The 21,363-nt window shown below is 74.7% G+C and carries 23 protein-coding genes; 10 read left to right on the top strand and 13 right to left on the bottom strand.

Annotated elements, in window-relative coordinates; all coding sequences use genetic code 11:
- Positions 1–38 precede the first annotated feature (38 nt).
- Entirely contained in the window at positions 39–1,724 is a 1,686-nt protein-coding gene (locus ACI782_RS14185; protein WP_456910225.1) for a hypothetical protein, read from the bottom strand.
- Positions 1,725–1,896: 172 nt separating this feature from the next.
- Between ACI782_RS14185 and ACI782_RS14190 the strand changes: the two genes are divergently transcribed.
- Positions 1,897–3,318 (top strand): MFS transporter, encoded by a 1,422-nt coding sequence (locus tag ACI782_RS14190; protein WP_456910227.1) that lies wholly within the window; start codon positions 1,897–1,899, stop codon positions 3,316–3,318.
- Positions 3,319–3,328: 10 nt separating this feature from the next.
- On the opposite strand, the gene ACI782_RS14195 is transcribed toward ACI782_RS14190, so the two are convergent.
- Entirely contained in the window at positions 3,329–3,595 is a 267-nt protein-coding gene (locus tag ACI782_RS14195) for a hypothetical protein (protein ID WP_456910229.1), read from the bottom strand.
- Between the two features lie 12 nt (positions 3,596–3,607).
- On the opposite strand from ACI782_RS14195, the gene ACI782_RS14200 reads away from it, so the two are divergent.
- The 4 genes from ACI782_RS14200 to ACI782_RS14215 all read left to right on the top strand — a co-directional run bounded on the left by ACI782_RS14200 (position 3,608) and on the right by ACI782_RS14215 (position 5,603).
- Complete coding sequence (locus tag ACI782_RS14200) at positions 3,608–4,057, top strand: hypothetical protein (RefSeq protein WP_456910231.1); 450 nt, start codon at positions 3,608–3,610, stop codon at positions 4,055–4,057.
- 247 nt (positions 4,058–4,304) lie between these two features.
- A complete protein-coding gene (locus ACI782_RS14205) occupies positions 4,305–4,601 on the top strand; it encodes a hypothetical protein (protein WP_456910233.1) in 297 nt (98 codons plus the stop codon).
- A gap of 94 nt (positions 4,602–4,695) precedes the next feature.
- Positions 4,696–5,133, top strand: coding sequence for a nuclear transport factor 2 family protein (locus tag ACI782_RS14210; RefSeq protein WP_456910235.1), 438 nt, complete (start codon positions 4,696–4,698; stop codon positions 5,131–5,133).
- Between the two features lie 5 nt (positions 5,134–5,138).
- On the top strand, positions 5,139–5,603 hold the full coding sequence (locus tag ACI782_RS14215) for an SRPBCC family protein (RefSeq protein ID WP_456910237.1): 465 nt from the start codon (positions 5,139–5,141) through the stop codon (positions 5,601–5,603).
- A gap of 9 nt (positions 5,604–5,612) precedes the next feature.
- On the opposite strand, the gene ACI782_RS14220 is transcribed toward ACI782_RS14215, so the two are convergent.
- From ACI782_RS14220 to ACI782_RS14235, 4 genes are all read right to left on the bottom strand, one after another.
- Positions 5,613–6,983, bottom strand: a complete 1,371-nt coding sequence (locus tag ACI782_RS14220) for an amidase (RefSeq protein ID WP_456910239.1) — start codon at positions 6,981–6,983, stop codon at positions 5,613–5,615.
- Entirely contained in the window at positions 6,980–8,656 is a 1,677-nt protein-coding gene (locus ACI782_RS14225; protein WP_456910241.1) for a hypothetical protein, read from the bottom strand. The genes ACI782_RS14220 and ACI782_RS14225 overlap by 4 nt, the downstream gene beginning before the upstream one ends.
- A gap of 236 nt (positions 8,657–8,892) precedes the next feature.
- Positions 8,893–9,543 (bottom strand): maleylpyruvate isomerase family mycothiol-dependent enzyme, encoded by a 651-nt coding sequence (locus ACI782_RS14230; RefSeq protein WP_456910243.1) that lies wholly within the window; start codon positions 9,541–9,543, stop codon positions 8,893–8,895.
- A gap of 40 nt (positions 9,544–9,583) precedes the next feature.
- Positions 9,584–11,287, bottom strand: a complete 1,704-nt coding sequence (locus ACI782_RS14235) for a PucR family transcriptional regulator (protein WP_456910245.1) — start codon at positions 11,285–11,287, stop codon at positions 9,584–9,586.
- A 165-nt stretch (positions 11,288–11,452) separates the two neighbouring features.
- Here ACI782_RS14235 and ACI782_RS14240 point away from each other — a divergent pair, with 165 nt between their 5' ends.
- Positions 11,453–11,908 (top strand): GlcG/HbpS family heme-binding protein, encoded by a 456-nt coding sequence (locus ACI782_RS14240; protein ID WP_456910247.1) that lies wholly within the window; start codon positions 11,453–11,455, stop codon positions 11,906–11,908.
- Positions 11,909–11,986: 78 nt separating this feature from the next.
- Here ACI782_RS14240 and ACI782_RS14245 read toward each other — a convergent pair whose 3' ends face one another.
- From ACI782_RS14245 to ACI782_RS14275, 7 genes are all read right to left on the bottom strand, one after another.
- Positions 11,987–12,415, bottom strand: coding sequence for a RidA family protein (locus ACI782_RS14245; RefSeq protein WP_456910249.1), 429 nt, complete (start codon positions 12,413–12,415; stop codon positions 11,987–11,989).
- A complete protein-coding gene (locus ACI782_RS14250; RefSeq protein WP_456910251.1) occupies positions 12,408–14,021 on the bottom strand; it encodes a gamma-glutamyltransferase family protein in 1,614 nt (537 codons plus the stop codon). The genes ACI782_RS14245 and ACI782_RS14250 overlap by 8 nt, the downstream gene beginning before the upstream one ends.
- Positions 14,021–14,461, bottom strand: a complete 441-nt coding sequence (locus tag ACI782_RS14255; protein WP_456910253.1) for a Rieske (2Fe-2S) protein — start codon at positions 14,459–14,461, stop codon at positions 14,021–14,023. The genes ACI782_RS14250 and ACI782_RS14255 overlap by 1 nt, the downstream gene beginning before the upstream one ends.
- A complete protein-coding gene (locus ACI782_RS14260) occupies positions 14,458–15,918 on the bottom strand; it encodes an aldehyde dehydrogenase family protein (RefSeq protein ID WP_456910255.1) in 1,461 nt (486 codons plus the stop codon). Before ACI782_RS14260 ends, ACI782_RS14255 begins: the two co-directional genes overlap by 4 nt.
- Positions 15,918–17,150, bottom strand: coding sequence for an NAD(P)/FAD-dependent oxidoreductase (locus tag ACI782_RS14265; RefSeq protein ID WP_456910257.1), 1,233 nt, complete (start codon positions 17,148–17,150; stop codon positions 15,918–15,920). The genes ACI782_RS14260 and ACI782_RS14265 overlap by 1 nt, the downstream gene beginning before the upstream one ends.
- A gap of 10 nt (positions 17,151–17,160) precedes the next feature.
- Complete coding sequence (locus ACI782_RS14270) at positions 17,161–17,556, bottom strand: Rieske (2Fe-2S) protein (RefSeq protein ID WP_456910259.1); 396 nt, start codon at positions 17,554–17,556, stop codon at positions 17,161–17,163.
- A gap of 131 nt (positions 17,557–17,687) precedes the next feature.
- Positions 17,688–18,425 (bottom strand): TenA family transcriptional regulator, encoded by a 738-nt coding sequence (locus ACI782_RS14275; RefSeq protein ID WP_456910261.1) that lies wholly within the window; start codon positions 18,423–18,425, stop codon positions 17,688–17,690.
- 159 nt (positions 18,426–18,584) lie between these two features.
- On the opposite strand from ACI782_RS14275, the gene ACI782_RS14280 reads away from it, so the two are divergent.
- The 4 genes from ACI782_RS14280 (at position 18,585) to ACI782_RS14295 (ending at position 21,337) form a co-directional block, all read left to right on the top strand.
- Positions 18,585–19,388 (top strand): YoaK family protein, encoded by an 804-nt coding sequence (locus tag ACI782_RS14280; RefSeq protein ID WP_456910263.1) that lies wholly within the window; start codon positions 18,585–18,587, stop codon positions 19,386–19,388.
- Entirely contained in the window at positions 19,385–19,639 is a 255-nt protein-coding gene (locus tag ACI782_RS14285; RefSeq protein ID WP_456910265.1) for a hypothetical protein, read from the top strand. Before ACI782_RS14280 ends, ACI782_RS14285 begins: the two co-directional genes overlap by 4 nt.
- A 523-nt stretch (positions 19,640–20,162) precedes the next feature.
- The gene (locus ACI782_RS14290) at positions 20,163–20,606 is read left to right on the top strand and encodes a cupin domain-containing protein (protein ID WP_456910267.1); all 444 of its coding nucleotides are present in this window, start codon (positions 20,163–20,165) and stop codon (positions 20,604–20,606) included.
- 323 nt (positions 20,607–20,929) lie between these two features.
- Positions 20,930–21,337 (top strand): RidA family protein, encoded by a 408-nt coding sequence (locus ACI782_RS14295; RefSeq protein ID WP_456910269.1) that lies wholly within the window; start codon positions 20,930–20,932, stop codon positions 21,335–21,337.
- Positions 21,338–21,363: the final 26 nt, after the last annotated feature.

Genomic DNA, 21,363 nt, shown 5'->3' on the forward strand with positions numbered 1-21,363 from the left:
CCCGAGCTCGGGTCCGGGGCTGCCGTGGGTCCGGGCCGCTATCCGAAGACCAGCACCCCGAGGACGGTCGCGACCACCAGGCCGGCCATGACCGGCAGGAAGCACCGGCGGGCCAGTTCCACCGCGGGGACCCGGACGAAGCCCGCGACCGCGAGCAGCGAGGACCAGGCGACCAGCGTGCCGCCGCCGGACCAGATGTTGCCCATCTGGCCGATGGCCGCGAGCGTCGGGCTGCTGACACCGGCGCCCTCGGCCAGCGAGCCGGCCAGTGACCCGGTGAGCGGCAGGCCGGAGAAGCCCGAGCCCTCCAGACCGGCGATGAGGCCGACGAGCAGGATGCCGAAGGCGGTGACCATCCCGCTGGCCGGGAGCTGGTCCTGCCCGGCGACGACCAGGTCGTACAGGAACGCCGGCCCCGTGGCGCCCTCGCCCAGGCTCATGATCTGGGCGGAGAACTCGCCGTTGCCGAGGAAGAAGAACCCGGCGATCGGCAGGACGACGCCCATGGCCTTGAAGGCGAACACCAGGCCGTCGACGATGTGCTCGGCCGAGGTCTCCATGAACGTGTTCTTGTCGCGGGCGAACGCCGCGCCGAACACGGTCAGCAGCGCGATGCCGCCGACGAGCGCGGCCGCGTCACCGCCCTGCAGGTCCGGCACCGAGTCCGAGACGCTGGCGACCACCAGGTAGACGATCAGCGCCAGGTAGGCCACGGGGACGAAGACCGCGAAGAACCGCGAGGCCCCGGGCTTGTCGACCGGCTGCACGGTGTGCGCCTCGGCCGGGACGGGCTCGCCGGCGGGGGTACCCCGCAGCGCGACGCCGTGCCCGACGATCCGCGGCTCCCCGGCCGGGTTGAGCGGGACCGCCGAGTGACCCCCCGCGCCGACCAGCTCCCGCTCCTCGACCGGGACGGGCGTACCGCCCCCACCGGGGCCGCCGCGACCCCTGCCGCCATCAGCGCCCCCGCCGGCCGCGACGCCGCCGTCCCGCGCCTGCGGGTCCTCGTCGATGATCTCCTCGGCGTCGGCCACGGCCGACTTGCGGTCGGCGGCGACCTCCCAGTCCTCGAGCCACTCGTCGCTGGGCCGGCGCATCTTGCGCAGCTCCATGGCGTAGCCGATGGCCAGCGCGATCCCACCGACGATCAGCGAGAGGACGAACGCCCGGTCGGCGACGACGTTCGGGTCCGCGTTGGCCGCGGTGGCCGACAGGCCCGGCGCCACGCGGATGACGTAGTCGGACGAGAGCGCCATGCCCTGACCGGCGACGGCGACGGTGAAGCCGGCCGCCAGCGGGCGCAGGCCGGCCCGGATCGCCACCGGCACGAGGACGGCGCCGATGAGCGGCACCGCCGGGGTCGGCCAGAAGAACAGCGAGATGAAGTACGTGACGATCACCAGCGTCCAGAAGGCCAGGTGGCCGTTGCGCATGACCTTCCGGAACGGCGCGACCATCTTCCGGTCGGCGCCCAGCCCCTCCAGGGACCGCAGCATCGCGGTGACCATGGCGATGATCAGGAAGATGCTGAACAGGCTCGTCGCCGCGACCAGGCTGGCGTTGAAGACCGACGAGAGACCGGTTGCGAGACTCCCCGTGTACACCAGCGCGGTCAGGAACGTGGCGACCACGGCGGGTACCACGATGTTCTTGCGCATGATCATCGTGGCGAGGATGACGACGACCCCCGCCAGGAAGACCCAGTGCGCTGCTGTGAGATGCATCGACGCCCCTAGGGGTGAGCCCAATGTGATGGTGGGAAAAGCTCCCCGACGGGCCCGGCGCCGTCCATGAACGATGTGCACACTCGCCCCACCTCCGAATGTGCACCGTGCCGTGGTGACGTCGTGTGCAGGTTGGCAGGCTGTTCCCCACGGGTGAACGTGGAGGACGTCTGTGACCGGTAGCGCGACCCAGGACCGACGGTACGCAGCGGCCGAGGTCGCCGAGGGCACGCTCCCGCGGGCCGGGTGGCTGCTCGCCGCGCTGCTGGGCGCCACCTTCCTCGGCACGGTCAGCAACAACATCGTCAACGTCCCGCTGCGGCAGATCACCACCGACCTCGGGGCACCGGTCACCCAGGGTGTCCTCGTCGCCTCGGCGTCGGTGCTCGTGCTGGCCGTCGCCATGCCGGTCACCGGCTGGATCAGCGACCGGCTGGGCCGGCGCCGCACGCTGGTCCTGGCGCTGTCGATCCTGCTGGTCGGCACGGTCGGCGCCGCGCTCGCCCCCTCCCTGCCGTGGCTGGTGGTCAGCCGCGGCCTGCAGGGGCTCGGGTGCGCCGCGGTCCCGACCGCGGTCATGGGCACGCTCGCCCGGTGCTGGCCGGCCAGCCGCCGCAACCGCGTCATGGGCGCGTGGGGCGCGGCCAACGGCATCGGCCAGGCCGTCGGGCCGCCGATCGGCGGCCTGCTCGCCGACGCCCTCGGCTGGCGGTGGATCTTCTGGCTGCTGGTGCCGGTCACCGTCGGCGTCCTGATCCTCGCCGCCTGCGTCGTCCCCCGGGACGCCGGGCAGCGCGCCCCGATCGACGCGCTCGGCGTCGGCTCGCTGACCCTCGGGGTGGCCGCGCTGATGGCCGCCGTGACCGTGGCGCCGCAGGACGGCGTGCCGCTGTGGGTGGCGCTGGGCGCGCTGGCGCTCGGCGTCCTGGCGCTGGCCGGCTTCGTCGTCTCGGGGCTGCGCCGCCGCCGGCCGTTCATCGACCCGCGGCTGCTGGTGGAGATCCGCTGGCTGCGCAGCGCCACCGGCGTCTTCGTGCAGCAGGTGACGCTGTTCTCCGTGCTCGTCGCGGTGCCGCTGCACCTGACCGGCGTCGCGGGGCTGTCCGGCACCGCCACCGGCCTGCTGGTCTTCCTCCTGCCCGTCGTCTGGGCCGCGTCGGCGCCGCTGGTCGGCCTGCTGGCCGACTGGATCGGGCCGCGACCGGTGCTGCGCAGCGGCCTGGCCGTGCTGCTCGGCGTCTCGGTCACCCTCGGCGTGCTCCTGGGGACGGCGTCGACGGCGGTGCTGCCGGTCGCGGCCGTCCTCGTGGTCGCCGGGCTCGGGGTCGCGCTGGTGCAGACGCCGTCGCTGTCAGGGGCCACCCGCTCCCCCGCCGGCCAGAAGGGCGCCGGGCTCGGGCTGTTCAACATGATGCGCTTCGTCGGCGCCTCGGTCGGGGCGGCCGGCGTCGCGGCGGCCTACCCCGACGGCCTGGGCTGGTTGTTCGCCGGGTGCGCGGGTGTGGCCGTGCTCGGGCTGGCGCTCAGCTTCGCCGGCCGGGAGCTGCCCGACCGCCCTGCCGGCCGTCCGGATCCGGAGCTCGCCACCGGCTGAGGCGGTCCCGCTAGGCGGTGGAGAGAGCGTCGGACCGGCCGGGCGACGGCTGGGCCGGGGTCGCGGCGTCGGTGTCGACGATCGCGCGCAGGAACAGCCCACCCTGCAGCTTCACCACCCGCGAGGTGAGCGTCGCGAGGTAGCGAACGCCGACCCGCGGGTCGACCAGGGCGCGCAGGGTGACGTCCAGTGCCGCCCGCTTGACCTTGGTGGCGAGCTCAGCGGGGGTGGGCGGGTAGAACCCCGGCGGACCGGCCGGGCCCTGCGGCCCCGGCACGCCGGGCGGACCTTGCACGCCGGGCGGACCCTGCACGCCCTGCGGGCCGGGCACGCCGGGCGGGCCGGGCACGCCGCGTTCGCCCGGCTCCCCCTGCGGCCCCTGCTCACCGGGCGGGCCCGGCTCCCCCTGCGGTCCCTGGGCACCGGGTGGGCCCTGCTCACCGGGCGGGCCCTGCTCACCGGCCGGGCCCGGCGAGCCGGCCTCGCCGCGAAGCCCGGGCGGGCCCTGCTCTCCCTGCTCGCCGCGCTCACCGGGAGGACCGGCCGGACCCCGGGGGCCCGGCTCGCCGCGCTCACCGGGTCCCGGCCGGACCCTGGGGGCCCGGCCGGCCGGCCTCGCCCGCGACCCCACCCGATCGCTCCGGCCCTGCGTCGCGCGGTCGTCGCCCCTGCCGGCGTCCACGGCGGTGTCGCGGGCGGTCTCGCTCCGGGGGGTCTGCTCCGACTCGGCCATGACTGAGAACTGCCTTCCGTTCTTTGAGAGCGGCGCCGAGGCAGCCACCCGCGTTCCGTACTGGATCCGCTCCCGGCCGGCGACCAGGCCGATGCCGGCCGGCCCGGGGTCGACCGTCCGGACCCGGGGACCGCCCTCTGCCATGCCCCGCGCCGGCCACCGCAAGCGGGTGACTCCTGTGACGGGGATCACAGCTCCCACCGCTCCTGGCCCGTCCGGGGATCGGAGCGGCACGACGGGTATGGGCACGCTCATGGGAGTGCGCAACGCGGCGGTCGCGGCGGCGGGCCGGTGGACCGACCCCGACGACGGCATCCGCTATCCGGCCGGGGAGGTCCACGCGTGGGAGCGCGGGCGCAACGAGACCGTCTGCGGGCTGTCGCTGAGCAGGTCCCGGCTGGGCCGCTTCCCGCACGTCAGCTGGGCCGACGTCCAGCCCGAGTCGGGCCGGCACGCGGAGGAAGTGCAGGCGGTGTGCCGCCGCTGCCGGGCGGCCCTGGGTGCCCGGCGGGACGAGCGCGGCTGGACGCGGACCAACCCCCGTCCCTGAGACGTCCGGGGGGACCCCGTGCGGGGCCACCGCGCAGGAGGATGGCGGTGCGGTCGCCGGCCGTTCGCTCAGCGCTGTCGAGGAGGTCCGCCGGGTGGGGAGCAACCGGGAGGTCGTGGCCGAGGCCTTCGCGGCGTGGTCGCGCGGGGACGGGCACGTGTCGCGCCTGTTCACCGAGGGGATGACGTGGGAGATCGTCGGCCGGTCCAAGGCGGCAGGGACGTACGGCAGCGCCCGGGAGTTCACCGACGAGGTGCTGCGTCCCTTCGCCGCCCGCTTCCGGCCGGATGCGCCCTTCCGCCCGGTCCGCGTCCGCCGGATCCACGCCGACGGGGACACGGTCGTCGTCGTGTGGGACGGCGAGGGCACCACCACGGCCGGGACTCCCTACCGCAACACCTACGCCTGGTTCCTCACCCTGCGCGACGGCGCGGTGGTCGACGGCACGGCCTTCTACGACAGCATCGCCTTCGACGAGCTGTGGGACGGCGTGTCCCCGGACGGCGCCGTGCCGCCGGCGGCGGGAGGCTGACCGCCGTGAGCTCGACCCGGGTCGCCCGGCACATCCGGGCACCGCGCGCGGCGGTCTACCGCGCCCTCGTCGACGGCGACGCCGTCGCCCGCTGGAAGGTCCCGCCCGGGATGACCGCGCAGGTGCACGAGTTCACCGGCGCCGAGGACGGCACGTTCCGCATCTCGCTGACCTACGACGAGCCCGGGCCGGCCGGGAAGACGACCGCGCACACCGACACCTACCGCGGCCGGTTCGCCCGGCTGGTGCCCGACGAGCTGGTCGTGGAGGTCGACGAGTTCGAGACCGACGACCCCGCCCTGCGCGGCGAGATGACGATCACGATCACCCTCGCCGACGCCGACGGCGGCACCGACCTCGTCGCGGTGCACGACGGGCTGCCCGACGGCGTCCCGCCGGCCGACAACGAGACCGGCTGGCGGCTGTCCCTGGACCGCCTGGCCGGCCTGGTCGAGGACGGCGGCCGCTGACCGCGCCGGTCAGCCGCCGACCGCCCCCACGACACGGGGACCCACCGGCGGGACCCTCAGGTGGTGGTCGGTGCGCGCCTGGTACCGGGCGGCCACGCCGAGCACCGTCGGGACGTCGCGGCCGACCACCTGCAGCCCGATCGGCAGGCCGCCCGCGGTGAACCCGCACGGGACGCTGACGGCGGCCAGCCCGCACCAGCTGAACGGCCCGCACAGCCGCATGAGCGTCCCCACCACCGGTGCGCGCCCGGTGTCGCCGGCCCGGAAGGCGGTCTCCTCGACGGTCGGCGCCGGGATCGCCGTCGTGGGCAGGACCAGCACGTCGACGTCCTCGAGGCCGGACCGCAGTGCCGGCTCCAGGCGGCCCAGGTCGCGGACGGCGGCGGCCCTCTCCCGCGGCGTGATCCGCTCGGCCAGGCTCAGGTAGCTGGCCACCTCCTCGCCGTAGCGTTCCCGGCGCCCCGGGTACCAGCCCGCGGACCGGTGCACGTCGAGGAAGTCCGCCAGCACGTACACGGTGCGGGCCGCGCTCCACGCGGCGAAGGGCGGGACGGTCACCGGGACGGGGACGGCGCCGTCGGCCTGCAGCACGGCCACCGCGGCCTCGACCGCGGCGAGGACCTCGGCGTCGACGTCCCCCAGCGCCTCGTCCGCGACCGTGCCGAGGCGCAGGCCCTCGACCGGCGCGTCGACCGGGCAAGGGGTCCCCGCCAGCACGGCGAAGAGGAGGGCGAGGTCCTCGGCGTCCCCGGCGATCGGTCCGCAGGTGTCCAGCTTCGGGGAGAACGGGACGCAGCCCGCCACCGGCACGTCCGCCGGCCGGGGGCGGAGCCCGGAGACCCCGCAGAGGGCCGCGGGGACCCGGATGGACCCCCCGGTGTCACTGCCCAGCGCGGCCGGGACCTGCCCCGAGGCCACCGCCGCGGCCGAGCCACCGCTCGAGCCGCCGGGGATGCGCGAGACGTCCCACGGGTTCCGGGTCGGCGGCGTGGTGACCCCGTGCGCGAACTCGTGGGTGGCCGTCTTGCCGAGGACGAGCGCGCCCGCCGCCCGCAGCCGCCGCACCGCCGGGGCGTCGTCACCGGCCGGCCGGTCGTCGGTCACCAGGGAGCCGCACCGGGTCGGGTGACCGCGCACGTCGATGAGGTCCTTGACCGCGACCGGCACGCCGTGCAGCGGCCCCCGGAACCGGCCCTGCGCCGCCTCCCGGGTCAGCTCCGCGACCTCCGCCCGCACCCGCTCCTCGTCGACCGACACGAAGGCGCGGACGACCGGGTCCACGGCGTGCATGCGGGCCAGCGCGTCGTCGAGCACCTCCGCCGGCGACGCGAGGCCGGCACGGACGTCCCCGGCGAGGCCCCGGACGGTCGCCCGGCTCACCAGATCACCGCCGCCACCACGACGCTGAGGACCAGCCCCGTGACGACCGGCACGAACAGCTTGCGGGCGAGCGTGGTGACCGGGACCCCCGTGAGACCGGCGACGGCGATCAGCGAGGACCAGATGAGCAGCGTGCCGCCACCGGTCCAGCCCGCGGCGTTCTGCGCGATGGCCGCGAGGGTCGCGGTGTCCCCGCCGGTCGAGGAGGCGAACGCGTCGGCCATGGACCCGGTGAACGGCAGGCCCGCCCAGCCGGAGCCGTCGAGGCCGATCAGCATGCCGGCCAGCAGCATCGCGAACATGACGACCACGGGGTTGTCCGGGATGAACCGCTCCCCGCTGGAGATGGCGTCGAACAGGAAGCCCGGCGCCTCGGCGTCCTCGGGCAGGAGCATGATCCGCCCGGCGAAGTCGGAGATGCCGACGAGCACGAAACCGGCCACGGGGATCACCACGCCCATGGCCTTGAAGGCGAACACGAGGCCGTCGACGAAGTGCTCCCCCGCCCGTTCCAGGCCGTTGCTGCCCGAGGAGATCGTCACCGCCAGCATGAGGACCAGGGCCAGGCCGCCGACCAGCGCGGCGCCCCAGCCGGCCTCCACCTCGGGGACCAGGTCGGTGACCTTGCCGAGCAGCATGTAGACGACCAGGGCGGCGAACGCCAGGGGGACGGCGATCGCGAACCCCCGGGCCCGCCGCGCCCGCACGGGTGGGTCGAGGGCGCCGGCGTCGTCAGCGGGGACGTGACCGCTCCCGACGACGGAGCCGTTCCCGACGACGGGGCCGTGTCCGGTGCCGAGCGCGGGCCCGTGTCCGTTGCCGAGGGCGGGGCCGTGCCCGTTGCCGGTGCTGCCGGCGGGACCGGAGCCGTTGCCGCCACCGCTCCCCGGCCCCGAGCCGTCGCCGGACGCCGTGTCCGTGGCCGAGGTGGTCCGCACGCGCAGCGGCTCGCCCTTGGTGGTGAGGGCCGTGCCCACGATCACCGGGACCTCGCTCGGGTCCACCTCCCGCGCCGGCAGCAGGGCGACGGCGTCGCGACGCGTGGCCCGCCCGCGGGAGCCGGGCAGGAGGGCGGCGAGCGAGCCGTTCCGGACGTGCAGGAAGTAGGTCATGGTGATGGCCACGACGCCGACGACCCAGCTCAGCACCAGCGCCCGGTCGGCGATCGCGCCGGCGGGGACACCGGCACCACTGGCGGACAGGCTCGGGGCGACGCCGATGACGTAGTCGGAGGCGAGCGCCATCCCCTGCCCCGCGATGGCGATCGCCATCGCGGCGCCCAGCGGGGAGAGCCCGGCCGCGATCGCCGCGGGCAGCAGGATCGCCGCGAGGAGTGCGAGGGTCGGCGTCGGCCAGAACACCAGCGAGAGCAGGTAGGTGGCGACGAAGAGGGTGATGTAGGAGATCGGGCCGTTCTTCATGAGCCTGGCCAGCGGCGCGATCATCCGCCGGTCGGCGCCGATCGCGCGCAGCGCGCCCAGGAGCGCGGTCACGACCGTGAGCACGAGGAAGATGTTCAGCAGTTCGGTGGTCGCCACCATGCTCGCGCTGAACACCGAGCCGAGGCCGTTGAGGAAGTCCCCGGTGTACAGCCACGTCGTCACGAACGTGGCGATGACCGCGGGGACGATCACGTTCTTCCGCAGCAGCATCACCACGATCAGCGATGCCACACCTGCCAGGTACACCCAGTGCGCCGCAGTCAACGAAGGCCTCCGAGTTCGTGCACGGGGCTCAGTCGCCCGCGGTGCACGACGGACGGGACGACCGGGCCGAACAGCGGATGGGACGCGATCACCGGGAGCGGTGGTCGTCCGCCGAAAGCTAGCGGCCCGGCAACCCCTGTTCACCGGCACGATGCCCAGCGCTCACCTCTCGGTTTGTGCAGGGTGCACACGGGCGCCCCGGTTCAGCCCAGGCGCTCGGCCACCACCGCGGTGCCGGGGCCGTCGAGGCCGACGAGGCCGGCGGGTCGCCCCGCCGCCACCAGGAGCAGGTCGACGTCGGGCCCGCGCAGCTCGGCGCCCTCGCCCAGGGTCCACCCGGTGTCGGTCGAGACCAGCCGCACGCCCGCGAGTCGCCGCGGCCCGCCCATGAACCGGTTCCTGGCGACGTAGGCGAGGCAGGCGGCCACCACCTCCGGCGGGGTGACGTGGCGCCGGTCCAGGGGCCGGGCGATGTCCTGGGCGTGGACGACGAGGTCCATGAGCGGGTCCATCGGCCCGCTGCCGGGCATGCGCCGGGAGGAGGCGGCGCTCTCCCGCAGCTGGGCGACCAGCTCGGCGGTGCCGTACGCCGCGGCGCGCGCCGCCGCGAGCTGGATCTCCATCCGGTCGAAGCTCAAGCGCGCCCGCACCGCTGCACGCAGCACCTGCGGCACGGTGATCCGCGTCGTGACGGTGAGGTGGGCGACGACGTCGCGCACGGTCCAGGCGGCGCACAGCGACGGCGTGGACCACTGCCGGTCGGTCAGCTCGGCGACGGTGTCGGCGAGGCGGAGCCGTTCGGCGGAGACCGCCTCGTCCACGGCGGCGGCAGAGAGGGCAGGCAGCGGGGTCACATCCGTACAGACACCGCACCGCCCGCGAACTCAGCGGCCGTCAGACCGGGCTGACCAGCCGGTCCACCTCGCGCCCGGTGCTCGCCAGCATGTCGAGGGTGTGCGCCAGCCAGACGGTGAACTGGTTCTCGGCCTGGCGCAGGTCCATGCCGAGCAGCCGCGAGGCCCGGTCGAGCTTGTAGAGCATCGTGTTGCGGTGGATGTGCAGGTCCCGCGCGGCCGCGTTCACGTTGCCGCCGGAGGCCACGTAGGCCAGGACGGCGTCCTCCAGGTCGGCGGCGCCGGGGTCGCGCAGCGGCGAGAGGACGTCGGAGGCGAAACGCGCCCCGACCTGGCTGGCCGCGACGTCCTCCAGGACGGCGTGCACCCGCAGCTCCTGGAAGCCGCACACCTCGGCCAGCTGCAGACGGTTCTGCAGCCCGTGCGCCATGCGGGCCTCGCGGTAGCTCTCGGGGATCGCGAGCGCGCCGACCACCGGGCGGCCGTAGGCGACACGGACCGGCCGGCTCCCCTGGTCCTTGCGGCGGCTGAGGTAGCGGTGCAGGGCCGTGGCGTACTCGCTCACCGCGGCGAGGGCGTTGTCGGGGGTGCCCATCGTGCCGCGGCGGGCGGCCTCCCGGACCACCACGAGCACGTCGCCGACCATCGCCGCCTGCGTGTGCCGCTCCTGCTCGGGCAGCAGCCGGGCGGCCTGGGTGGCGATCGACTGCAGCCGGGCCGGCGAGTCGGCGTCCGCGGGCGTGGGCAGGCCCGAGGCGACGACGACGCCGAACCACGACCGGACGGGGAAGGCGTAGTGCGCCGCGCGGGCGCTGATGTCCTCGACCGTCGCGAAGCGGCCGTGCAGCAACCCGTGCACGAAGTCGCCGCGGGCCTGCTCCTTGGCCCGCTGCACGCTGCGCAGCCGGAGCATCTCGGTGCCGATGATCGGGGCGGCCTGCTCGACGAGGACGCGGTGCTCGGCCAGGTCGTGCGGGTGCGGGTCGTCGCTCTCCTCGAGCAGGAGCACCCAGCCGTCGTGCCGGCCGCCGAGCACGATGGGCGTGAGCACGCAGGACAGGTGCCGGCCGGCCAGCGTGATCTCGGCGAACCGCGGGTGCAGCTCGTCGGGCTCCCCCACCGTGCCCAGCGCCTCGGCCTGCTCGGTGAACGCCGCCACCAGGTCGGCGGGCTCGACGACGCGGGGCTGCCGCTGCTCCAGCGCCGCCAGGGCGCCCTGCTTGTCGAACACCGCGACCGGCCGCTGCGACATCCGCGACATCTGGCTGCACAGCGCCGGCAGCTCGGCTCCGCGGTAGAGCAGCTCGGCCAGCGCCCGGTGCACGGTGAGCCCGTAGCGCAGCACGTGCGTCTCCCGCGCCAGGGTCAGGTCGGCGACCAACCGGTTGAGGACGGCGAAGGCGACGGTGTCGGGCATCGTGGCCAGCGGCAGCCGGCCGGCGGCGTCGGCGTCGGCGGCGTCGGGCTGGTGGCCGTCGACGAGCAGCGCCGCGGCGCCCCGCTGCGCCAGCGCGGCCGCGGCGTCGGCGACCGACACCCCGTCGCGGGCCAGCTCGGAGGCGTGCGCGTGCACGAGCACCCCGGTCAGGGACTCCTCCTGCGACCCGGTCACCGCCCAGGGCGCGACCCACTCCACCCGGGTGACCGCCCCGGCCCGCCCGGCGTGGATGCGGGCACGTCGCAGCGCGGGCTCCTGGAGCAGCCGCGCGAGTGTCAGCGCGTCGTCGGAGTGGGCGTGCGGCATGGCGCGCTCCTTCGGTCAGAGTGCACAACCCTATCCCCGAGTCGTACGGCAGTCTCACCATTGCCCGGCCCCTCGTCCAGCCCGGAGGCTGACCGCATCCGCCGTCCTCGCCCGGGCGAGGAACGGCAGCCGACGACCCGGCCTCGGCCGGAGGAGGAGAGCCCCGTGCACCAGGTCTTCCGGATCACCCTCGACGACGCACTGCCGATGCTGGCGGCCGCCCGGGCCAAGGCGGAGGAGATCGGCGTCAAGCAGACGATCTGCGTGTGCGACGACGGCGGCAACGTCATCGCCCTGCACCGGCTGCCCGGCGCCCGGCTGACCGGCGTGGAGATCTCCATCGCCAAGGCCTTCACCGCCGCCGGCCACGAGCGCGCCACGCACCTGTTCAACGAGCCGCCGAACGGCCCCGCCCTGCCGGGCAACGAGGCCTTCGGCATCTCGCACATGCTCCCGGGCAAGTTCGCCATCTTCGTGGGTGGGTTCCCGATCGTGTACGAGGGCCAGATCGTCGGCGCCGTCGGTGTCAGCGGCGGCAACGGCGAGCAGGACAAGGCGGTCGGGGCGGCGGCGCTGCAGGCCTTCGCCGACCACGTGGCGAACGACTCCGCGCTGGTGTGACCCGTCGAGATCCCGTGATCTCGCACGTCCACGGCCCCGTGGCGTGCGAGATCACGGGATCTCGCTGTCGTGGTCGGGTCAGCCGACGGCGGCGACGAGCTCGACCTCGACCGGCGCGCCCGACGGCAGCGTCCGGACGCCGATCGCGCTGCGGGCCACGACGCCCCGCTCCCCCAGCCGCTCCCGCAGCACCGCCGAGGCGCCGTCGGCCACGGCGGCGTGCTCGGTGAAGCCGTCGACCGCGGCGATGAAGACGGTCATCTTCACGCACCGGGCGACGGCGTCGAGGCCGCCGAGCGCCTCGGCGACCGCGGTGAGCGTGTTGCCCGCGGCCAGGCCGGCGGCCTCGCGCGCGGTGGCCAGGTCCACGTCGCGGCCGACGACGCCGCGGACGACGAGCTGCCCGTCGCGCCGCGGCGTCATGCCCGCCGTCCACACCAGGCCGGCGTGGACGACGGCCGGCACGTAGGCGCCCTGCGGCGGGACGGCGGTCCTCTGCTCAGACACCGAGTGCCACCCCGTCCTGCCGCGGGTCGGCACCGCCGGCGAGCACGCCCCGCTCGGCGTCCACCGAGACGACCAGGGCGCTGCCGCCGCCACCCCAGGGGCCGACGTCGCGGACGTCGTGCCCGCTGGCGGCCAGCTCGCCGATGACGTCGCTGCCGAGCCGGCTCTCCACCTGCAGCGTCTCGGGGCTGCCGACGGCGTCCGCGTCGCTGCCGGGGTGGACGGTGAAGCGCGGCGCGGCGACCGCGGTCTGCGGGTCCAGGCCGCCGTCGACCAGGTGCGAGATGACCTGCGTGTTCCACTGGACCTGGCCGTCACCGCCAGGGGTGTTGCCGGCGTGCCGCAGCCGGCCGGCGCGGTCGGTGAGCACCCACGCGTTGAGCGTGTGCAGCGGCTTGCGCCGCGGCGCGAGCGCGTTGGGGTGGCCGGGCACCAGGTAGGCGCCGCGGCCGAGCCGGTTGTTCAGGGCGATGCCCGTGCCCGGGATCGAGATCCGGGCGCCGAAGGTGAAGGCCAGCGAGGAGATGGCGCTGACCGCCCGGCCCTCGGCGTCGACCGCGACGCAGCTGGTGGTGTCCCCGGCCATCCCGACCCCGCCGGCGACCAGCGGCTCGCCGGCCAGCTCGCCGCGGGCCCGCTCGAGCGTGGCGGCGGTCAGCAGGGCACGCCAGGCGTCGGTGTCGGAGCCGCAGCGCTCGTAGCGGTCGCGGAACGCCCGCCGCGCCGCGAGCGCGAGCAGGTGGACCGCGTCGGCGCCGCAGGTGGGCAGCCCGGTCAGCCGCCCGTCGAGCAGCCCGGCCTGCTGCAGCACCATCCAGCCCGGCGACGGCGGCGGGGTCTGGTGCACGACCAGGTCGCCGTAGGGCGCGCTGATCGCGTCGGCGGGCGGGGCCTCGCGGCCGGCGGCCCACTCGTCGCCGGAGAACGGGGCACCGCCGGCGCGGAGCAGGGCCACCGCCTGCTCGGCGAGGTCACCCTCGTACAGCGCCAGGGGCCGGCGGGCCAGCCGCTCGATGCTGTCGGCGAGCTCCGGCGCGGGCAGCCGGTCGCCGACGGCGGGCACCCGGCCGTCCGGCATCAGCCAGCGGCGCAGGCCGGGGTCGGCCGACAGGGCGCCGGCGTGCTCGGCGATGTCGGCCCGGTTCTTGACCGTGCAGGGCACCCCGGCCCGGGCAGCCGCGGCGACCGGCGCCCAGAGCTCGGCGAGCTCACGGGTGCCGCTGCGCGCGTGCAGCGTCTCCAGTGCGGCCAGTGCGCCGGGCGTGGCCACGGCGCGGGCGCCGGTCATCGGCAGCGTGGTGAGCCCCTGGTCGAGGTAGCCCTCGGCCGAAGCGCCGTCCGGCCCGTAGCCGCTGCCGTTCACCGTCCACACCCGGCCGTCCGGCTCGCGCACGACGGCGAAGGCGTCACCGCCGATGCCGCACTGGCCGGGCAGCGCCAGCCACGACATCGCGGTCATGGCCAGCGCGGCGTCGACGGCGTTCCCGCCGTCGGCCAGCACGGCGGCGCCGAGCTGGCTGACGATCGGGGAGCTGCTGGTCACCATGCCGCCCGCGGCGATCGTGGGGCCACGGCCGGCCTCCTCGGCCGGCGACCAGGCGCGCATCAGTCGACCGCTGGCGGCTTGCGCCGGCGCGGCCCGCCCTCGAGCACGTCGCGCTCGGAGATGCCGACCAGCACCTGGCCGTCCTCCTCGCGCACCGGGTAGGTGCGGATCGGCTCGGTGGCGGGCGGCTGGATCGGTGCGCCGCTCTCGAGGTCGAACACGCTGTTGTGGCACGAGCAGCGGATGCCGTCGTCCTGCAGCTTGCCGGAGCTGAGCAGGCAGTCGAGGTGGGTGCAGTAGTTGGACGTGGCGTACGCCTTGCCGTCGAGCCGGGCGATGGCCAGCTCCAGCTGGCCGTGCTCGGTGTCGGCGTAGAAACGGCGCACGTAGCCGTTGGGCACCTGGCCCGCGCGGCAGATGCGCACGAACTCGCACTCGCTGCCGGCGGCGGACAGTTCCTCGTCGGTGACCGCGCCCCGCGCGGTCTCGGGGCCGGTCATGCGCTCAGGTAGACGGTCTTGTCGACCGTGTAGAAGGCCATCATCGCTGCTCCTGCCTGCTCCTTCGAGGTCTGGGTGCTGCTGTCCTTGAGGCCCCCGAACGGGGCGTTCATCGCCTGGCCGGTGGTCGGCTGGTTGACCTTCACGAGGCCGGCCGGGACCTCGCGGGCGAAGCGCAGGGCCCGCCCGATGTCGGCGGTCACGATGGCCGCCGAGAGCCCGTACCGCGTGGCGTCGGCCACGCGGACAGCCTCGTCCATCGACCCCACCCGCAGGAAGGCCAGGACGGGGCCGAAGACCTCCTCGGTCGCCAGCGCCGAGGCCGGGTCGACGTCGGCGAAGACCGTGGGCCGCACGAAGTGCCCGTGGGCGAGCGCGGGGTCGTCGTCGGCCGGGTCACCGGGGCCGCCGACGACCAGCCGGGCGCCGTCGTCCACCGCCCGCCGGATCGCGCCGACGACCGACTCCTTCTGCCGGGCGGTGGCCTGCGGGCCGACGTCGACCCCCGGCGCCAGGCCGGGGCCCAGCCGGAGCCCGGCCGCCTTCGCGGCCACCTTCTCCAGCAGGGCGTCGTGGACGGCGTCGTGGACGATCACCCGGCTGGTGCCGGTGCACGCCTGGCCCGAGAGGCCGAACGCGCCCTTGGCGATCAGCGTCGCGGCCCGGTCGAGGTCGGCGTCCTCCAGGACGACGACGGGGTTCTTGCCGCCCATCTCCAGCTGCGTGCGCTGGCCGGCCCGCACCACCCGGTGGATCGACTCCCCCACCGCGGTCGAGCCGGTGAAGGTGATCGCGTCCAGCCGCTCGTCGGCGACCAGCGCCTTCGACACCTCGGCCCCGCCGTGCAGGACCGCGATCGCCCCGGCCGGCAGGCCGCCCTCGAGCAGGGCGTCGACCAGCCGCTGGCCGAGCAGCGGGGTGACCTCACTGGGCTTGAAGACGACGCCGTTGCCCGCGGCCAGCGCCGGACCGAGCTTCCGGGAGGGGATGTTGAGCGGGAAGTTCCACGGGGTGATCGCGGCGACCACGCCGACGGGCCCGCGCCAGGTGAACACCAGGCTGCCGTCGCCGGTGGGCAGCGTCAGGCCGGCCGTGCGCAGCGCCTCGCCCGCGTAGAAGCGCAGGTTGGCCGGCGTCCGGCTGACCTCCATCGTGGCCTCGGCGCGGGTCTTGCCCTCCTCGCGGACCAGCTCCTCGACCAGCGAGTCGCGCTGCCCCTCCAGGACGGCGGCGGCGTTCTCCAGCACCCGGGCGCGCTGCTCGGGCGCGGTGTCGCCCCAGGTGCGCCAGCCGGCCGCGACCGCCGACACCGCGGCGTCGGCGTCCTTGGCGTCGGACTCGGGGAAGGTGCTGACCACCTCACGGTCGTCAGCGGGGTCGCGGCGCTCCCGGACCCGGCCGGTGGTCGACTCGACCCAGGCCCCGTCCAGCAGGTTGCACACTCTGCGAGCGGTCATCAGACCCCCGCCTCCTCGAACTCCAGGAGCTCCTCGAGCTCGGTCGACTCGTCGCCGAGCCGGGCGGCGTCGACCGGGATCTCCAGGTCGATGAGCTCCCGGGCGACCGAGATGTCCTCGCCTCGCTCGACGGTGGCGGCGGCGACGAGCAGCCCGTCGCGCAGCCAGACGACGGTGCCGTCGAGGGCTGACAGGTCCCCGCGGGTCACCTGCACGTCGCCCGACCGCACACCGCCCAGGCCCAGGCCCTGGACGTTCACGTCGTACTGGTCGGTCCAGAACCAGTGCGGGTCGGCGAACGTGGCGGGCTTGCCGGCGACGGTCTTGGCGATCGCCGCGGCCTGCTGCTGGGCGACGTCGACGTGCTCGACCCGCACCCGCCCGTAGCGGGGGTGGTCGTGGGCCGCGACGTCACCGGCGGCGAAGACGGTCGGGACCGAGGTGCGCCCCTGCGCGTCGACCTCCACCCCGTTGCTCACGACCAGGCCGGAGCGGACGGCGACGTCGATGTTGGGCTCGATCCCGATGCAGACGACCAGGTCGTCGACGGTCTCGATGCCCTGCGCGGAGTGCACGTCGACGCCGGTGGCCCGGGGCCGGACGGCGGAGATCGGCTCGCCCAGCCGGAGGTCGACCCCGCGCCGCCGGTGCAGGTCGGTGACCGCGGCGCCGATGTCGAGGCCCATGGCGCGGGCCAGCAGCACCGGGTCGCGGTCGAAGACCACGACGTCGGCGCCGCGGGTGCGGGCCGCCGCGGCCACCTCGGTGCCGAGGAAGCCGCCGCCGAGGACGCCGACCCGGCGTCCGGCGGTGAGCCGCTCGCGCAGCCGGTCGCTGTCGGCCAGCGTGCGGATGTGGTGCACCCGGTCGCCGTCGACGCCGGGGATGCGCCGCGGGCGGCCGCCGGTGGCGAGCAGGACGGAGCCGGCGGGGACGCTGCCGCCATCGGCGAGCAGCACCTCGCCGGTGGCGGCGGAGATCCGCTCGACGGGGGTGCTGGTCCGGAGCGTGACGTCGTTCTCCGCGCACCAGGCGGGGTCGAGCAGCCACAGGCCGGCGTCGCTCCCGGAGGCGAGCCGCTCCTTGGACAGGTGGGGGCGCTGGTACGGGCCGACCGGCTCGTCGCCGAGCACGACGACGGGGCCGGCGAAGCCGCGGCGGCGCAGCGCCTTGGCGGCGGAGGCGGCGACGTGGCCTGCGCCGACGATGACCAGGGTCTGTTCGGCAGTCATGGCGTGCACCTCAGGCGGACGCGTCGGGCGCGCTCTCGCGCCGGGGGGTGACGGGCTGGGGGTCGACGAGGACGGCGCCCTCGTCGGTGACCTGTACGGCGTAGGTGGCCTGGCGGCCGTCCTGGTCCTCGGCCGCGCCGGTGCGCGGGTCGAAGCGCCACTGGTGGCCCGGGCAGATGACCTGGCCGTTGAGGACGGTGCCCTTGGTGAGGAACCGCTCCTTGTGGACGCAGACGTCGTCCATGGCGAAGACCTCGTCGTCGACGAGGAACAGCGCGATGGGGCAACCGCCGACGCTCACCTGCTTGCGCTTGCGGCGGGCCAGGTCCTTCATCTCGGCGACGTGCACCCAGCGGTCCGACGCGGGCGGAGGAGTGGTGGTCACGGGGCTCGCGGGCTGGCTCACGGGGGCCTCCGGTCGAGGACGTGCGGGGAGAACCGGCTCCGGAGCCGGTGCGGGGGGATCGGGGGGCGGTCGCTCTCGACCGCGCGGACCGGGGTGCCGGGTGCCGGCACCCCGGTCCTGAGATCGGCCGGTCAGGCCTGGGTGCCCTCGAGGTCGGGGGCGACGTAGGTGTCGTACAGCGCGCGGGTGTAGGAGTAGCGCATCTCCGCGCCCCAGCGGACGAACTGCAGGCAGCGCTGCTGGAGCTCCGGGGTGGTCGCGTTCTCGAGCACGATCTGGTAGCCGCGCTCGCCGTGCACCTCGTCGGAGGTGATGTGCAGGTCGAAGAACTCGATCTCGTCCTCGGTGAAGCCGTAGACCTCGCGCAGGGGGACGATCTGCTTCTTGTAGATGCTGGGCACCTGTGACTCGAGGCCGACGATCAGCGCCGCGGTCGACACCACGAAGTGCTCGCGCATCGCGGTCGCGTAGCACCACGCCTGCAGGCCGCGGGTGACGGCGTTGGCGTTGTTCGGGTCCTCGATGCGCTGGCGCGTGGTGCCGCACGCCTCGCCGAACCGGATGAGCAGGTCGGTGTGGCGGATGTCGGCCAGCTCCTCCTCGTACATGTTCTGGAGGAGGAAGTCCTTGGCGTCGGTGAGGGTGTCCGGGGTCTGCGCATAGATGTAGCCGAGGTAGTCGGCGAAGGGACCGACGTACTGGTAGTGGTTCTCGGCCCAGCGGGCGAAGTGGTGCCGCTCGAGCTTGCCGTCGGCCCACGCCTGGCTGAACGAGGCGTTCTTCGCCTCGCGGCCCTTGATGGCGTCCTGCAGGGCGACGCGGAAGTCCTCGGGGCTGAGCAGCTCGGCGCGGTCGAGCATCTGGGTCATGGGTATTCGCCTTCTCCGGTCTCCAGCGGTGGCTGTGTGCCGATGAAGTTAGGAGCGGCGACACCCTCTCCATGAGGGTCACAGTGCACACGGATCCGACGCGTCGATGGGCAGTTCGACCAACGCGGGGGACGACGTCGCGCCGGAGACTCCTCGGTCGTGTCCACCTCGACCGCCGCTCCGCCGTCCGATCCGATCGCCGTCCCCGCCGGCCGGATCAACCCCGGCCTGCGGCAGGCCCTGGTGGTGGCGCTGGCCGTGGTGAGCGGCGCGACCGACGCCATCGGCCTGCTGGCCCTGGGCGGGGCCTTCACCAGCGTCATGACCGGCAACCTGGTGATCCTCGGCGTCTCGGCCAGCTCGGCCGACGGCGCGCTCGCCCTCGCCTCCGGTGGGGCGATCCTGGCCTTCTGCGCCGGCGCAGCGCTCGGCGTCCGGCTGGCCGGGAACCCGCGGCCGGGCGACCCGGTGTGGCCGCGGCCGGTGACCCTCGCCCTCGCCGTCGAGCTCGCGATGCTGGCCGCCTACGCGGTCGGGTGGTGGGTCACCGGCGGGGAGCCGGGGCCGGTGCTGACCCAGGTCCTGCTGTTCACGATGGCCGCCGCGCTCGGCGTGCAGAGCAGCACCGTCCAGCGCTTCGGCGTCTCGGGGATGTCGACGACCTACCTCACCGGCACGCTGACGACGGTCGTCATGCGGCTGGCCACCGGGCGCGGGTACCGCGAGGTGCGCTCGAGCGTGGAGATCATCCTCGGCCTGGTGGCCGGCGCCGCGGCCGCCGGCGGCCTGCTGGTCGTCGCGCCGATGGCCGCCCCGGTGCTGCAGCTGGCCGTGCTCGGCGGCGTGGTGGCCGTGGCGGCGGCGCTGAACCGACGGCGCTGGACCGACGGCGCTGGACCGGCGCATCCGCCGGCGCCTGGCCGGGTACCCCGGGGCCTCCTGCGACGACGGAGGACGCGATGACGACCGGTGCCGACCACTCCCGCGCCGACGACGACCCCGACGACAAGCCAGGGCCGGTCGCGGTCTCGCCGGCGGAGCAGGAGGCCGCCCGGTCGGCGGAACCGGCGCCCACCTCCTCCCCCGAGGCGTCGCCGGCCGGGGTCGGCGTGCCGTCGGAGGTGCTCGACGAGGGGCCCGAGCCGATCGCCCAGCGCAGCCTCGACCCCGGCGTCCGGCGCGACGAGGACGGCACCGCCGACCGCCCCCGCTGACGGTTCACCCGCTGTCGCCCCCCCACGCCGTCGGGCCATCCGTCACTGCGATGCGTGCGCGGCTGTGGTGCTCCTGGCGACGTCGAGCGACGGGCGGCTGGGGTGTTCGACGCCAGGGGGTGAGGCCGTGGTCCCGCACGGGAGCGAGCCGTGCACCACAGCGACCTGAGCACGGCACCTCTCCCGTGTTCGGGCAGGACGCTGAGTTCCTGGGGAGATGCTGGCCTCGACGGGCGACGTCGGCTCGGCGTTCGGCTACGCGATGGCCTGCTGCCTCGGGTTCGCGAGCGCCGCATCCGCTGCGCCTCCTTCACCAGGCGGCGCAGCGGGGTCTCCCGCGCTCCTGCGAGGTCGGGCGGGCGCGTCTGCATCGCCACGACGTCGGACATGGGCACGCGGAGCTCGAAGCCGGAGCCCAGTGCACAGGTCGCTGCCCTGGGCCGGCCGCAGCTGGACCTCACTCCTTGGCGCGGAAAGGGGGAGCTGTCAGCCTGACCGATACCAGAGCGATGGAGGTCGAACCATGAGTGATCCGCGTGGTTTCTTGGTTCCCGCTGGCGCCGGTCGACCGACCCGTGTCCCTGTAGCCAACACGTGGTTCAAAGCGGTGGGCGCAGACACGGATGGCGCGTTCGCCTTCCTCGAGTACGTGATGACCTACGACATCCCCCCACACACGCACCTCCGGGAGCACGAGAACCTCTACGTGCTGGAGGGTTCGGTGACGGTGCAGGTTGGCGATGATGAGTTCTCCGCCGGCGTCGGCGACTTCGTGTTCGCGCCCCGCGGCGTACCCCATGCCATCACTGCCACCAGCGACTCACCACCCCGGTTCCTCACTGTCTCGAGCCCCAGCGGCTTCGAGCACTTCATGGAAGACCTGACGGAGGTCCTGGCTGCGGGCCACGACAGGAGCTCGCCCCAGGTGGCTGCGGTGCGCGAGAAGCACGGGTGGATCCCTGGCTAGTCACTGCCGCCTGCCCGAGCCCCCGTCCGGCAGCAACGCGCCGAGCGCAGAGCAGGTCGGATTGCACGAGTGGCCGGTGGGCAGGGGCCACGTGCGCGTCGTCATCCCGGACATCACTCACGCCGAAGCGGCCGACCTGGCCGAGCAGTCCAGACTCCCCGTCTGACCTGCGGCAACGCCGTCGGTCGTCGTTGGCGGCCGATGGTGGGATACGGACGTCCTGCGGGCTCTCTGCGGACTGCGCCAGTGACATCAGAGGACTTCCCCCACGCCGCCCGCGGACCTACCCTGTCCTCTTCCCCCTCGACAGGAGGGAGCACTCCGTGATCGAGCGCAGCAACCCCGACATCGGGTACCTGGCCGAGGAGGTGCACACGACCTTCTCGTTCACGCAGACGATCAAGGCGGGGAACACGGTCTACTTCTCTGGCGTCACCCCGCTACGGGGGAGCCTGGCCGACCTGCAGGTCGTCGGCGAGAACGACATGCGCGCCCAGCTCGAGTGGTGCCTGGAGATCCTGCGCCGCTGCCTAGCCGAACAGGGGGCAACCTTTCACCACTTCGTGTCCCAGACCGTCTACACCACCGACATGGATCAGCTCGTCAAGCACGCCGACGTGTTCGCTACGGCGTTCGCCGGGGAAGCCCCGACGAGCACGTGGCTGCAGGTCGAGCGGCTGTTCCACCCCGCGCAGTTGCTAGAGGTCTCCGGAATCGCTGTGCTCGACTAGGGGTGTCCCGGGGATCACCATCTGCT

It is taken from the genome of Geodermatophilus sp. SYSU D00703 (genome assembly GCF_054050155.1).